This window comes from Streptomyces sp. NRRL F-5126 (genome assembly GCF_000721265.1).
Lineage (GTDB): Bacteria > Actinomycetota > Actinomycetes > Streptomycetales > Streptomycetaceae > Streptomyces.
On the sequence record NZ_JOFZ01000006.1, the window covers coordinates 11,956 to 26,256 of the forward strand.

The window sequence follows — 14,301 nt, forward strand, 5'->3', positions numbered from 1 at the left end:
AGCTGATGTGGATCGGCATCTGGCTCGCCTACCTCGCCCCGCCGCTGGGCGACCTCTACGGGGGCGGACACGGCCCGTGGGCCACGGCGCTCGGCGCGCTGGGCCTCGCCGCGTTCGTGGCCGTCTACCTGCTACTGGTCTTCCGGTACACGAGCAGGGTGCTCGGCTCCCACACTCTCGACTGCCTGCTGGCGGGGGTGCTCGCCCTCGCGGTCTGCCTGTCGTTGACCATGGGTTCGCCGTGGCTGGTCCTCTTCGTGTACGTATCGGTGTCGGCGGGGGCGGTGCTGCCGCTGCGGCAGGCGGCGGTGGCGATCCCGGCCACCGTCGCCGTGCTGCTGCTCGTGGCTCTGCCGCACGGCTACGACGACGGGCTCACGCCCTGGCTGATCACGCCGGCGCTGCTGGGCGGGTTCGCGATGTCGGGCGTGCGGCAACTCGTCCGCACGACAGTCGAACTGCGCGAGGCGCGGGTCACGGTCGCGGCGCTGGCCGCCAACGAGGAGCGCCTGCGCATGGCCCGCGACCTGCACGATCTGCTGGGCCACTCCCTGTCGCTCATCACGCTCAAGAGCGAGCTGGCCGGGCGGATGCTGCCCGACCACCCCGACCGGGCGGGCGAACAGGTCGCGGACATCGAACGGGTCAGCCGCCAGGCGCTGACGGACGTGCGCGAGGCGGTCAGCGGCTACCGCAGGCTCACCCTGTCCGGCGAGCTCGCCGGCGCGTGCACCACGCTCGCGGTGGCGGGGGTCGAGACGCGTATGCCCGTGGAGGCGCCGGCCGAACTGCCGGGCGTGCTCGGCACGGAGTCGGAGGCGGCGCTGGCGTGGTCGCTGCGGGAGGCGGTGACCAACATCGTGCGGCACAGCGGGGCCGGGTCCTGCGAGATCCGTCTCGCGCCGCGCCAGACGCTGGAGGGCCTCTTCCTGCAGCTGACGGTCGAGGACGACGGCCATGGCCTCGGCTCGGCGCCGGCCGGCAACGGCCTGACGGGGCTCGGCGAGCGGCTCGACAAGGTCGGCGGCACGCTGGACGTGCGCTCGTCGCGCTCCGGGGTGACGCTGACGATGCGCGCGCCGCTGGATCCGCCGGATCCGCAGCGTGGGGCGGGTCTGACAGGATCCGGTGCATGAGCGCGCAGATCCGGATCCTCCTTGCGGAGGACCAGTCCATGGTCCGTGAGGCGCTCGCGGCGCTGCTCGGCCTCGAACCGGACATGACGGTCGTGGCGCAGGTCGCCAGGGGCGACGAGGTGGTGGCGGCGGCCCGGGAGCACGCGGTCGACGTGGCCCTGCTGGACATCGAGATGCCCGGGATGACGGGCATCGACGCGGCGGCCGAACTGGCGGCCGCGCTGCCGTCGGTGCGCGTGGTGGTGCTGACGACGTTCGGCAGGCCGGGGTACCTGCGCCGCGCGATGGAGGCGGGCGCGGCGGCGTTCCTGGTGAAGGACGCCCCGGCGGCCGAACTGGCCGGCGCGGTGCGCCGGGTCCTGCGGGGCGAGCACGTCATCGACCCGGTACTGGCGGCCGCCGCCCTGGCGGAGGGCGCGAACCCGCTGACAAGCCGTGAGCGCGAGGTCCTGGCCGCGGCGTCGGACGGCTCCACGAACGCGGAACTGGCACGGACGCTGCACCTGTCGCAGGGCACGGTGCGCAACTACTTGTCGACGGCGATCCAGAAACTGGCGGTGCGCAACAGGGCGGAGGCGGTCCGCACGGCCAGGGAAAAGGGCTGGCTCTGACCCCGCGCCCGTGCCCCTGCCGGGCGCCTCGGGCCCCCTGCCCGCTCCGGTCGATGCCGTGGGCCGACGACACGCCCAGGACGCGGGACGCGGGGGACGCACGCCCGGAAGGGCGTCCGCGTCCGCCTGCCCGGCGCCAGGCGCCGGACACAGAGGATGCGGCGCGCGCCAACTCCCCGCTCCCGCCCGCCGGAGGCGCCAGCGGCCCGGCCGTCAGCAGACGCGGAGGCACATGCCCCCGCGTCTGGACGGCGTGCGGCCTGCACTCCCCCGCCGGCGCGTGGCGCACGCCCACTGATCCCCCGGAGCGGCCGCCCCGGCGGCCAGGGGCACGCGGCTCGACGGGTATGCCCCGCAGCGCGGACGGCGAACGGCCCCGCCCCCCGGGGCTCGGGGAGGACCGGGCTGTGCGCATCCGGCAGCGGGGCCACAGCCCCTGGACCCGGCGCAGGAGCCGTCGTCGGCGACGGCCCGGCACGCCCCGACGCAGCGCCAGCCGTCCCTCCCACCCGGCGGCGAGGGGCACGCGACCCCGTGGCGACACCCCCGCAACCCGGACGGCGAACGGCCCCGCCCCCCGGGCGGGGAGCGGGGCCGTTCGTCGTGAACGCGGGCGTCAGGCCTTCTTGACGTCCTTCTCCAGCGACCGCAGCGCCGGGTCCATCACCACGTCCTCCTTGCGGGCGCCGGCCTCGATGGTCGGGTCCTCGGGGAAGTGGCAGGCGGTCAGGTGGCCCGGCTTGTTGCCGCTGAGCTGCACCAGCGGCGGCTCCTCCGTGGCGCACTTGTCCTGCGCCTTCCAGCAGCGGGTGCGGAACCGGCAGCCGGACGGCGGCATGATCGGCGACGGCACGTCGCCCACCAGGCGGATGCGCTCGCGCTTCTGCACGTCGATGTCGGTCTCCGGCACCGCGGACAGCAGGGCGTGCGTGTACGGGTGGCGGGGGCCGCTGTAGAGCGTGTCGCGGTCGGCGATCTCGACCAGCTTGCCCAGGTACATCACCGCGACGCGCTGCGAGAAGTGCCGCACGATGGACAGGTCGTGGGCGATGAAGACGAACGCGATGCCGCGCTCACGCTGGAGCTCCTGGAGCAGGTTGACGACCTGCGCCTGGATGGAGACGTCCAGGGCCGACACGGGCTCGTCCGCGATGATCAGCTTCGGTTCGAGGGCGAGCGCCCTCGCCACCCCGACACGCTGCCGCTGGCCGCCGGAGAACTCGTGCGGGAAGCGGTTGTAGTGCTCGGGGTTGAGGCCGACCGTCTCAAGCAGCTCCCGCACCCGGGCCTCCCGGCCGCCGGGCGGGTTGATGCCGTTGATCTCCATCGGTCCTGAGATGATCTTGCCGACGGTCTGGCGCGGGTTGAGGGAGGCGTACGGGTCCTGGAAGATCATCTGGATCTCGGACCTGATCGGCGCCAGTTCCCTGCGGTTCGCGTGCGTGATGTCGCGACCCTCGTACGTGATCGATCCGCCGGTCGGCTCCAGGAGCCGGGTGAGCATCCGGCCCGTGGTCGACTTGCCGCAGCCGGACTCGCCGACGAGGCCGAGGCTCTCGCCGGGGAAGACGTCCAGCGTCACGCCGTCGACGGCCTGGACGGCGCCGACCTGCCGCTTGAAGGGGAACCCCCCGTAGATCGGGAAGTGCTTGGTCAGTCCCTCGACCGCGAGCAGCGGGCGGTCCTTCACCGCCGTGGCGCTGTCGCCGACAGCCGTGGTCGTCTTGTTCTCGCTCATGGTGATAGCCCCAGTCGCCGGTACGTCAGCCCAGCCGGGGCTGAATCTTCTCGATGAACACTTGCCGTTTCTGTTCCGCCGTCAGGTGGCAGGCGGAACCCCGTCCTGCGGGCAGCGCCGGCCGCTCGGTCGAGCACGCGCTGCCCTCGACCAGGTCGACGAACTCGCACCGGGGATGGAACGGGCAGCCGGACGGCGGGTTGAGCAGGCTGGGCGGGGTGCCCGGGATCGGCCGCAGTGGTTCGTCCACGTCGCCCGAGAGACCCGGCATGGAGGAGAGCAGGCCCCACGTGTACGGGTGTTGCGGCGACTTGAGGACCTCGCGCGTGGTGCCGCGCTCCACGGCGCGTCCCGCGTACATCACCAGGATGTCGTCGGCTGTGTTGGCGACGACGCCGAGGTCGTGCGTGATCAGGATGATCGCGGAGCCGAACTCCTGCTGGAGGTCCTTGAGCAGGTCGAGGATCTGCGCCTGGACCGTCACGTCGAGCGCCGTGGTGGGCTCGTCCGCGATCAGCAGCGACGGGTTGCACATCAGAGACATGGCGATCATCGCGCGCTGGCGCATACCGCCGGAGAACTGGTGCGGGTAGTCGTCGACCCGGTTCTTGGGGTCGGGGATGCCGACCTTGCCGAGCATCTCGATGGCCCGCTGGCGGGCCTCGCTCTTCGAGGCGCCCGTGTGCTTGCGGAAGGGCTCGCCGATCTGCCGGCCCACCGTGTAGTACGGCGAGAGCGCGGTCAGCGCGTCCTGGAAGATCATCGAGATCTTGTTGCCGCGCAGGTTCTCGAGCTCCTTGCGCGACAGGTCGGTGACGTCCTGGCCGTCGACCCAGATCTCGCCCTCGACCGTGGTGGTCTCGGGCGCGTGCAGGCCGAGGATGGAGAGGTTGGTCACCGACTTGCCGGAGCCGGACTCGCCCACGATGCCGAGCGTCTTGCCGCGCTCCAGGTCGAAGGAGAGCCCGTTGACGGCCTTGACGATGCCCCCCTCGGTGGAGAAGCGCACGTTGAGGTCGCGGACCGAGAGGAAGGACTCGGAAGCGGTCGGCGCCGGGGCGTCCTCGGGCTTGGTGAGTGTGGTCACTGTCGATACTCCTAGGACAGCCGTACGCGCGGATCGATGAAGGCGTAGCACGCGTCCACGATGATGTTGCACAGCAGGATGAAGGCGGAGCTGAACAGCATCACACCCAGGGTCGTGGGCAGGTCCTTCTGGATCACCGAGTCACGGGCGAGCCTGCCGACACCCGCGAGGTTGAAGGTGATCTCGGTGACGATGCCGCCGCCGAGCAGGGCGCCGATGTCGATGCCGAGGATGGTGACGATCGGGATCAGCGAACCGCGCCACGCGTACCGGAAGAAGACGTACGGGGCGGACATGCCCTTCGCGCGGGCCGCTCTGACGTGCTCCTCCTGGAGCTGCTCGATCATCGAGGAGCGCGACATGCGGGTGTACTGCGCGGTGAAGATCGTGGACATGACGGCCCACGGGATGATGAGGCCGCTGAACCATGCGACGGGGTTCTCGGTGATCGGCGTGTACGACGGTTTCGCCAGCCAGCCGGTGGAGAAGACCAGCGCGAGCATCACCAGCGGACCGAGGAAGTAGATCTGCAGCGAGCTGAGCACCAGCGAGCCGCCACTGAAGATCTTGTCGGTCAGCGAACCCTTCTTGTAGGCCGCGAGCATGCCGGCGCCGAGGCCGACGATCAGGAAGACGATGGCGCCGCCGACCATCAGGGAGAGCGTCAGCGGGAAGCGGTCCAGGATGGTGGACCAGACGTTGCGGCCGTTGGCGAAGGAGACGCCGAGGCAGGGCGCAGCGCAGTGGCCTCCCTGGATGTCGCGGCCCATCACGATGCCGACCACGTAGTGCCAGTACTGGACGGGTACCGGCTGGTCGAGACCCAGGTTCTTGTGGACGACCGCCAGCGCGTCAGGCGTGCAGTTCTTGCCGCAGGCCAGCAGGGCGGGGTCCTGCGGGATGGCGAAGAACATGAAGTATGTGATCGCACTGATCAATACGAGGATCAGGAAGGCGCCGAACGTCCGGCGAATGAGGAATTGAAGCATGGCTGGTCGCTGCTCTCAGGACGGCGGCTGCGGTGACGGGTCGGAACGGGCGTCCGGCACCCCGATGGTGCGCACTCCGCCGGGTGCGCACCATCGGGACCGGGCTTACGGGCTGGTGCTTCCTGAAAGAAGGGTTACTTCTTCAGGAAGACCTGCTTCACGTCGACCTCGTTCAGGTCGTTCGAGTAGCGCAGTCCGCCGACGTTGGAGCCGAAGATCTGGAAGGTCTTCGTGAAGTACACCGGGGCGGCCGGGTTGATCCGCTTGACGATGTCCTCGTGGATCGCCTTCCAGGCGGCGTTGGCCTTCGTCGGGTCCGTGATCTTCTCGGCCTTGTGAATGGCCGCGTTGACCTTCGGGTCGTTGATGTGCGAGTAGTCGGACGACCCGTCCTGCAGGTTGGTCCCGTCGTACGACGGCGGGATGACCGTGGAGGCCGACGGCCAGTCCTGGCCCCAGCCGGTCATGTACAGGTCCATGCCGTTCTTGATCTTGCCCATCTGCTCGTACCAGGTGGCGTTGTCGATCTCCTTCGTCACCGGGTCGAGGCCGATCTCCTTCAGCATGTTGGTGATGACCACCGACTGCTGCTGGCGGATCTGCGTGTTGGCGTACGCGTAGACGACCTTCTTGCCGACCGCGTGCGCTTCCTTGATGAGCTTCTTGGCCTTCGGGATGTCGCCGTTCGGCTTCTTCTTCTTGCCGAAGGGGTCGAAGGTCGGGTCGAAGCCGGGCAGGGTCGGGGCCAGCAGGCCGGTCGCGACCTCGCCGCCGTAGGCGCCGCCGTCGAGCTTGTACATCTGGGCGCTCGGCATCGCGTACGCGATGGCGTCACGGATCCGCTTGTCCTTGATGCGGTTCATGTTGAAGTTCATCTGCCACACGTAGGGCTGGTAGCCCTGGATCGTGCGCTTCATGGCGGCCTTGTCGGCCGTGACCTTCGGGACCTCGGTCGTCGCGACGGCGCCCGTCCACATCATGGCGTTCTTGTCGTTGCCGCGGTCGGCGAGGATCGCCTTGGTCTGGTCCTCGTTCTGCACGTTGAGGTTGATGTCGAACCCGTCCACGTACTGGTGGCGGACCGAGTCGGTCTTCGGGTCCCACTGCGGGTTCTTGACCAGCGTCATCGACTTGCCGGGCTTGAAGTCGGCGATCTTGTAGGGACCGGTCGACAGCGGCATCTGGTCGTACTTCTGCTTCGTGTCGCCCTTGATCGGCACGGCGGAGTAGCCGGGCATGGTGAGCGCCTGCGGCAGGTCCGGCTCGGGCGTCTTGAAGTGGAAGACGACGGTCTTGGCGTCGGGCGTGGCGAGCACCGAGTCGGGCAGGTGCTTGCCGTCGTAGCCGCCCTTCGGCAGCGCCTTGCGGTAGGAGCTGCCGGCGCCGGACAGCCACTGCTGGATGTACGTCGGACCGTCCGTCTCGAAGGACGCGTACAGGCGCTCGATGGAGTGGCGGATGACGGCGGACGTGATCGCGTTGCCGTTCTGGTCCTTGATGCCGTCCTTCAGCGTGTACGTCCAGGTCTTGCCGCCGTCGGACTCCTTGCCCGAGTCGGTGGCGAGGTCGCCGACGACGGTCAGGTTGCCGTTGGCGTCCTGGGAGTACTGCGTCAGGCCGCGCTGGAGCAGGTCGTCGAGGACCTTGCCGTCGCTGACGTAGGTCTGGCCCGGGTCCAGGTGCGAGAAGTCGCTCTTCTGGTAGACCTGCATGGTGCCGCCGCTGTGCGCGCCGGGCACGGCGGGGGCGGGTCCTGTGGAGGCCGCCGCGTCGCCGAACTTCACCGGCTCGCTCATCTTCTTGGCGTCCTTCTGGGTCTGCGTCTTGGGCTGACCCTTGCTGCCGTTGTCGCTGCCGCCCCCACACGCGGTGAGCGCCAGCGAGCCGGCGGCGACGGCTATGACCGCGGCCTGCGTTCTGCGCGAGCCAAAGATCCTCATGGTGGTGAGTACCTATCTTCAGTAGTGATCGGGCGGTACTGCCTGTACACGGCCTGAATCCGCGTACCTGGTGCGGCAGGTCCCCTCAGCGGGGAGCCGACGGATGTGTCAGCGCCCGGACTTCGGGTCGAAAGCGTCTCGGACCGAGTCGCCGAGGAGGTTGAAGGCCACCACGAAGATGACCATCGCGACACCGGGGTAGAGCATGTACCACGGGTCAAGCTGGATGTAGTCCGCTCCGTTGGCGAACATGCGCCCCCAGTCCGGGGTCGGCTCGACGAAGCCGACGCCGACGAAGGACAGGAACGCCACGTTCAGCACGGTGTTCGGCAGCTGCAGCGTCGCCTGGACCAGGATCGGCGACCAGAGGTTCGGCAGCAGCTCCTTGCGGATGATCCGCCACGGTGAGGCGCCGGAGATCTTCGCCGCCTCGACGAACTCGCGCTCGCGCATGGTGAGGGTGGCCGCCCTCATCAGACGGGCGATGCCCATCCAGCCGAGGCCGCCGACGACCAGGATGATCGCGCCGGCCCGCAGCCACGTCGGGGTGTTCTCGTCCGGGGCGACGAAGGCGGCGGTGATGACCGGCATGGAGGCGATCATGAAGAGCTGGGAGGGGAAGCCCAGCATGAGGTCGGTGAACCGGCCGAGCCAGTAGTCGATGGCTCCGCCGAAGTAGCCGCCCACCAGGCCGATCAGGACGCCGACGACCACGATGAGCACCGTGGCGCCGAGTGCGGTGAAGATCGACGTGCGCATGCCGTACAGCAGCTGCGTGAAGACGTCACGGCCGAGGTTGGGCTCGATGCCGAACCAGTAGCTGCCGGACGCGCCGCCGAACGAGCCGGCGGGCATGTTGAACTCGTTGAGCAGATTGAGGCTGTTCTGCCCGTACAGCGTGTACGGGTCCTTGCCGTACACCTTGCTGATCAACGGGGCGAGCAGCGCGATCGCGAAGAAGAAGATCACGATGCACGCCGATATGATCCCGGTGCGGTCGCGCCTGAAACGCCGCCACATCAGCTGGCCGGGAGACAGGCCCTCCTGGGTCTTCGTCTCCTGTGCCCCGTCCTTGGTGAGGGCGTCCGGGCCGTTTCCGCCGGGGACCGAGGTGTCCTCGGTCTGCACTGGACTTGTCACGATCGCCCTTCCCCCGTGGGGATCACCATCGCGCGCACGACCCGTGTGGTGCTTATGGCACCGCGCATGGGGTCCTCCTCATGAGTCCACTTGTCACTTGCGAGGAGGGCGGTTTCTACGCGCGCTGACCCAGCGGTGCCGACGCGTGAGATGCTTGCCCTCAGTGTGCTCGTGAGTCGTCGCCCCCCACAGCGCATGACCCATTGACCCGAGCTCAATGGAGCCAACTATTAAGTACGTCCGGGCCGTAAACCACACTTAAAGGGTCTCGTTTTGACAACATCAGCCTGTGCCCCCCGCCCGAAATCCGGACAAAGCCAGGCCAGACAGACACCCGCGAAACGGACCGTTACCGTATGTTCCGGAGTGCGACGTCCGGTATGCGGACGCACGTCGCATGAAAATGAGTTGCTCGAAGGCTTGATCAAGATATAGAAAACGGCCCGTCCCCGCGGCAGGCGCTGCGGGGACGGGCCGGTTCGGGCGCCCGGTCAGGAGTGCTTGGAGCGCGCGGCCGCGCGGCCCCGCGTCTTCTGGTCGAGCACGACCTTGCGGATCCGGACGGTCTCCGGGGTGACCTCGATGCACTCGTCGTCGCGGCAGAACTCCAGGGACTGCTCGAGCGACAGCAGCCTCGGCGGCACCAGCGACTCCGTCACGTCGGCCGTGGAGGAGCGCATGTTGGTGAGCTTCTTCTCCTTGGTGATGTTGACGTCCATGTCGTCGGAGCGCGAGTTCTCGCCGACGATCATGCCCTCGTAGACCTCGGTCGTCGGCGACACGAACAGCACGCCGCGCTCCTGCAGGTTCGTCATCGCGAAGGCCGTCACGACGCCGGCGCGGTCCGCGACCAGGGAGCCGTTGTTGCGGGTGCGCAGCTCGCCGAACCAGGGCTCGTGGCCCTCGAAGATGGAGTGCGCGATGCCCGTGCCGCGCGTCTGCGTCAGGAACTCCGTGCGGAAGCCGATGAGTCCGCGTGCGGGCACCAGCCACTCCATGCGCACCCAGCCGGAGCCGTGGTTCGTCATGGTCTCCATGCGGCCCTTGCGTGCGGCCATCAGCTGCGTGATGGCGCCGAGGTGCTCCTCGGGCGAGTCGATCGTCATGCGCTCGACGGGCTCGTGGACCTTGCCGTCGATCTCCTTGGTGACGACCTCGGGCTTGCCGACCGTCAGCTCGAAGCCCTCACGGCGCATCGTCTCGACGAGGATGGCGAGCGCCAGTTCGCCGCGGCCCTGGACCTCCCAGGTGTCGGGGCGCTCGGTGGGCAGGACGCGCAGCGACACGTTGCCGACGAGCTCGCGCTCCAGGCGGTCCTTGACGAGCCGGGCGGTGACCTTGTGGCCCTTGCCGCCCTTGCCCACCAGGGGCGAGGTGTTGGTGCCGATGGTCATGGAGATGGCGGGCTCGTCGACCGTGATCAGCGGCAGCGGGATCGGGTTCTCCGGGTCGGCGAGCGTCTCACCGATCATGATCTCCGGAATGCCCGCGACCGCGCAGATGTCGCCTGGGCCCGCCTTCTCGGCCGGCTTGCGGGTCAGCGCCTCGGTCATCATCAGCTCGGTGATGCGCACGCTCGACACGCTGCCGTCGCGCTTGATCCAGGCGACGGTCTGGCCCTTCTTCAGCTCGCCCTGCTCGACGCGCAGCAGCGCGATGCGGCCGAGGAAGTTGTCCGCGTCGAGGTTGGTGACGTGGGCCTGGAGCGGCGCGTCCGCGTCGTACTCGGGTGCGGGGACGTGCGAGAGCAGCGTGGAGAAGAACGGCTCCAGGCTGTTGCTGTCGGCGGGGACCGTGCCGTTCTCGGGCTTGGTCAGCGAGGCGACGCCGTCACGGGCGCACGCGTAGACGATCGGGAACTCGATCTGCTCCTCGTCGGCGTCCAGGTCGAGGAAGAGGTCGTACGTCTCGTCGACGACCTCCTCGATGCGCGCGTCGGGGCGGTCCGTCTTGTTGATGCAGAGAATCACCGGCAGCTTCGCCGTCAGCGCCTTGCGCAGCACGAAGCGGGTCTGCGGGAGCGGGCCCTCGGAGGCGTCGACCAGCAGCACCACCGCGTCGACCATGGAAAGGCCGCGCTCGACCTCGCCGCCGAAGTCGGCGTGGCCGGGGGTGTCGATGATGTTGATGGTGACGGCGTCGCCACCGTCCTTCGGGTGGTACTTGACCGCGGTGTTCTTCGACAGGATCGTGATGCCCTTCTCACGCTCCAGGTCGTTGGTGTCCATCATCCGCTCGTCGAGATGCTCGGCGGCGTGCGCGGCGAAGGCGCCGGCCTGCTTCAGCATGGCGTCGACCAGAGTGGTCTTGCCATGGTCGACGTGGGCGACGATGGCGACGTTGCGGATGTCGTGGCGCGTGGGCATGCTGACTGGCGCTTCTCTCGATCGTGGGATGAGGCGGCTGTCGGTCTGGCCCGTCCGCCCGCCGGCGGTCACGCACGGCTGCGTCCATGGTACGGGGCCGTGGCACCCGGGGCCCGCCGCAGTCCCCCGGCCTTCGGCCGGGAGGTAGCCCCAGCGCCGGCACCCTCGTCCGATCCCGCGCTGGGCGAGGCCACAGCTTCTCGGGACGGCGCCTGGCCTCACGCGGGGAGGCGGCCTGACGCCGGGCAGTGCCCAGCCACTCGGCGGCGTCCGGCGCTGGGGGCGCGGGACTCGGACGGCTGAGCTCGGGTCGGGACTCGGACATGAGCTTGCCCGCCGCACGTGCGGCGGGCAAGCGGTTTTGCGTGATCGTGCGGGTCTCCGCGCGTCGGGGACGGCTCAGAGGCTCAGGAGTCGTCGCCCGAGTCGCCCGAGTCGTCACCGGAGCCGTCGCCGGACGAGCCCGTGTCCTTGGACGCCTTGGCCGACGCGGAGGCCGACGCGGACGCCTTGGCCTCAGGGCCCGAGTGGCCCTTGAGCGACGTGAACCCGATGTCCTGGTACCGGGGCGTACGGAAGCCGAAGGCGCCCACGTTGCGCACGTCGTTCCTCGCGGCGACGAGCTGGGGCCGCTGGTAGAGCGGGATGGAGCCGGCGGCGGCCCAGATACGCGCGTCGGCCTTCTTGAGGAGGGCGTCCTCCTTGCCCTGGTCCAGCTCACCCACCGCCTGGTCGAACAGCTGGTCGATGCGGTCGGTGCCGACGCGGGTGTAGTTCTGCTCGACCATCAGCGACCCGTCGGACGCCGGCTGCGGCTTGGCGTAGATCGGCCGGCCGTCGGTCGCCGGGTAGGCGGTCGCGGGCCACGAGTACAGGGCCAGGTCGTACGCGCCCGAGGCGATGTAGTCCTTGAAGAAGCCGGCGTCCGGCACCTTCGTCAGCTCGGTCTTGATGCCGATCTTGGCGAGCATGCCGGTGATGCTCTTGCCCACCTTGCGCAGCTGCTCGGAGTCCTGGCCCGAGGGGAGGACGAAGCGGAGTGTCAGCGGCTTGCCCGCCTTGCCGAGCGGCCCCGCCTTGCCCGCCTCGCCCCGCGAGGCCGAGGGCGCGGCGGAACCTGCCGGGGCGTAGGCGCCGGCCATGCCGCCCGGCTGCTGCTCCATGGGCTTGTCGTCCGAGGAGTCCCCGTGCCTGCCCTTGGCGGACTTCGACGGGCTCGCCGACTTCGAGGGCTTCGCGGACTTCGACGGGCTCGCGGACGCGTGCGCCGACGCGCTCGCGTGCGTCTTCGAGCCCGCCGACCCCTGCTTGTCCGCCTTCGGGCCCTCGGACTTCTTCCCTCCCGCGTCGGTCGCGTGGCCCTCGCTGCCCGCCTTGGTGGCGTCCTTGGGCGTCGCGCGCAGTCCCTCGGGCGTCCAGCCGGCGTCCGCGAGCAGCGCGCGCGCCTGGTGCGTGTCCTGCTTGCCCAGCGCGTCGCTGGCGTCCGCGTAGGCCGGCTGGCCCGACACCGCGAGGTGGCTGCCGAGCGTCTTCGACGGGAGGCCGAGCGGCTTGAGCACGACGTCGGCGAGCTTTTGCCGGTTGAGGGCCCGCGCGACCGCGCGCCGCACGCGGTCGTCCGAGAGCGGCCCGGTCTCGCCGTTCATGGCGAGCTGCGTGTAGGCGGGCTGCAGCGACTTGCGGACGGAGAAGGCCTTCAGCGCCTTCTGCTCGTCCTTGAACTCCGCGAGGTCCTTGCCCTTGAGCTTCGCGGCCTGCGCCTTGGTGGCGGCCTTGTCCGCGGCCGCGCGCCGCGCCGCCTGCGCCTTCTCCTCGGCGGTGGGCTTGTGCGCCTTGCGGCCCTCGGGTCCCTTCGCGCCCTGGACGGGCACCCCGGCGGGTCCTGAGGAGCCGGAGGCGGAGGAGACGCGGCGCGCCGTGGCGGTGTCGACAGCTGCGACGTCCAGGTCGCCCGAGGCGAGCGCGGCGGCGCGCTTGCCCATGGGCACGGCGCGCAGCTGGATCGCGTTCAGCTTGGCGGGCTGCCCCCACCAGTGCGGGTTGCGGACGAGAGTGGTGATCTTCTTCTTGCGGTCGACGGACTTGACCCGGAAGGGCCCGGCCGTGGTCTTCAGCGACGCGCGCGCGTCGTCGTTGAAGGCGCTCGGCGTGCCCATCACCTCCTTCGGGTACAGCGGCGTGAACAGCGCACGCCAGTCCGCGTAGGGGTTGCTGAAGGTGACCTTGACGTCGAGGTCGTTCCTGCCGCGCTGGATCTTCTCGATCCGGTTGTAGCCGGCGTTGCGCGCGGTCCAGAACGCCGAGTTCTTGCCCCGCAGCGCGTGCCACTGGGCCACGAAGTCGGGCGCGCCGATCTCGCGCCCGTTGCTCCACACGGCGGCCTGGTTGAGCTTGTACTCCACGACCTGCTTGGGCTCGCGGTCGACGATCTTCGCGGACTCGACGTAGTCGCTGTTCAGCTTCGGCGTGCCGTGCTCGTCCAGCGTGAACATCGAGGGCAGCACCGCTGCCGCGATGCGGCTGGTGGTGGCGTCGGCGTCCGCCTGGAAGGCGTTGAGCGTCGCGGGCACCGTGTCGACGGCCCACTTCATGGTGCCGCCCTGCGCGAGCGAGTCGCGGGAGGCCGGCGCGATGTCGGCGGCCGCGGGGTCGCCGTTCTTGTTGTCCGAGCCGCAGGCGGACAGCAAGGGCAGGGCGAGGACACCTGTGGTGAGGAGCGCGACGGAACGGAACGTCCGGGAACACGTCCTCCCGGAGCATGTCCTCCCTCGTGGGGCGCCGACCTGGGACATGACTTGTACCTCTTCATCCTGTTTTGTGGAATTTAGAGATGATCACACCTATGTCGCTCCACTGAAGTGGCCGGTACCGGGCCCCGGCGGGAGACACGGCGGCGCGCCCCGGCAACGCCACTCGTGCGGCCCATTCGCGCACGCGCCCTTCCCAAGACGCATGTGACGCGGAACACTCTCAGACACGCACAGGAAGCCGCCGGGGCCCGCGCCCCGGGAGGTCTTCGTGCCCCCGCGACCGCGGAAGTGAGGGAACGACATGTCCCTGCAGGAAGAACTGACGGCGGTGCGCCGCTGCCTCGACGACCTGGTCCGCACGGTCGGACGCCTGGAGCAGAGCCTCGCGCAGCTTCCCGAGGACCGACTCGGGCACGAGCCGGCCGGCCGCGTCGACCTGGTCACCATCCCCGACACCCCGTACGACAGCGCCCTGTGGACGGACTCGGACGACGAGGGCCTCGGCCTGCGCGACAGGCACGCTCCGTAGGAACCCCTATCCGGG

The 14,301-nt window shown here is 69.6% G+C and carries 10 protein-coding genes; 3 read left to right on the plus strand and 7 right to left on the minus strand.

All coding sequences use genetic code 11. From position 1 onward, the window contains the following. Positions 1-5: 5 nt before the first annotated feature. Together IH48_RS0112855 and IH48_RS0112860 are read left to right on the plus strand one after the other, a co-directional pair. Positions 6-1,136 (plus strand): sensor histidine kinase, encoded by a 1,131-nt coding sequence (locus IH48_RS0112855; RefSeq protein WP_078849757.1) that lies wholly within the window; start codon positions 6-8, stop codon positions 1,134-1,136. Further along, a complete protein-coding gene (locus tag IH48_RS0112860) occupies positions 1,133-1,747 on the plus strand; it encodes a response regulator transcription factor (RefSeq protein WP_030903148.1) in 615 nt (204 codons plus the stop codon). The genes IH48_RS0112855 and IH48_RS0112860 overlap by 4 nt, the downstream gene beginning before the upstream one ends. A 616-nt stretch (positions 1,748-2,363) precedes the next feature. Here IH48_RS0112860 and IH48_RS0112865 read toward each other — a convergent pair. From IH48_RS0112865 to IH48_RS0112895, 7 genes are all read right to left on the minus strand, one after another. After that, on the minus strand, positions 2,364-3,485 hold the full coding sequence (locus IH48_RS0112865; protein ID WP_030903149.1) for an ABC transporter ATP-binding protein: 1,122 nt from the start codon (positions 3,483-3,485) through the stop codon (positions 2,364-2,366). Between the two features lie 25 nt (positions 3,486-3,510). After that, the gene (locus IH48_RS0112870; protein WP_030903150.1) at positions 3,511-4,572 is read right to left on the minus strand and encodes an ABC transporter ATP-binding protein; all 1,062 of its coding nucleotides are present in this window, start codon (positions 4,570-4,572) and stop codon (positions 3,511-3,513) included. Positions 4,573-4,583: 11 nt separating this feature from the next. Beyond that, positions 4,584-5,561 carry an ABC transporter permease gene (locus IH48_RS0112875; RefSeq protein WP_030903151.1) on the minus strand — a complete coding sequence of 326 codons (978 nt, stop codon included), beginning with the start codon at positions 5,559-5,561 and terminating at the stop codon, positions 4,584-4,586. A 134-nt stretch (positions 5,562-5,695) separates the two neighbouring features. After that, positions 5,696-7,501, minus strand: coding sequence for an ABC transporter substrate-binding protein (locus IH48_RS0112880; protein ID WP_030903152.1), 1,806 nt, complete (start codon positions 7,499-7,501; stop codon positions 5,696-5,698). A 108-nt stretch (positions 7,502-7,609) separates the two neighbouring features. After that, the gene (locus IH48_RS0112885) at positions 7,610-8,641 is read right to left on the minus strand and encodes an ABC transporter permease (RefSeq protein WP_030903154.1); all 1,032 of its coding nucleotides are present in this window, start codon (positions 8,639-8,641) and stop codon (positions 7,610-7,612) included. Positions 8,642-9,132: 491 nt separating this feature from the next. Next, positions 9,133-11,007, minus strand: a complete 1,875-nt coding sequence (gene typA, locus IH48_RS0112890; protein WP_030903155.1) for a translational GTPase TypA — start codon at positions 11,005-11,007, stop codon at positions 9,133-9,135. A gap of 407 nt (positions 11,008-11,414) precedes the next feature. After that, entirely contained in the window at positions 11,415-13,799 is a 2,385-nt protein-coding gene (locus tag IH48_RS0112895; RefSeq protein WP_051839686.1) for an ABC transporter family substrate-binding protein, read from the minus strand. A 259-nt stretch (positions 13,800-14,058) separates the two neighbouring features. Between IH48_RS0112895 and IH48_RS0112900 the strand changes: the two genes are divergently transcribed. Next, a complete protein-coding gene (locus IH48_RS0112900) occupies positions 14,059-14,286 on the plus strand; it encodes a hypothetical protein (RefSeq protein WP_030903157.1) in 228 nt (75 codons plus the stop codon). Positions 14,287-14,301 lie beyond the last annotated feature (15 nt).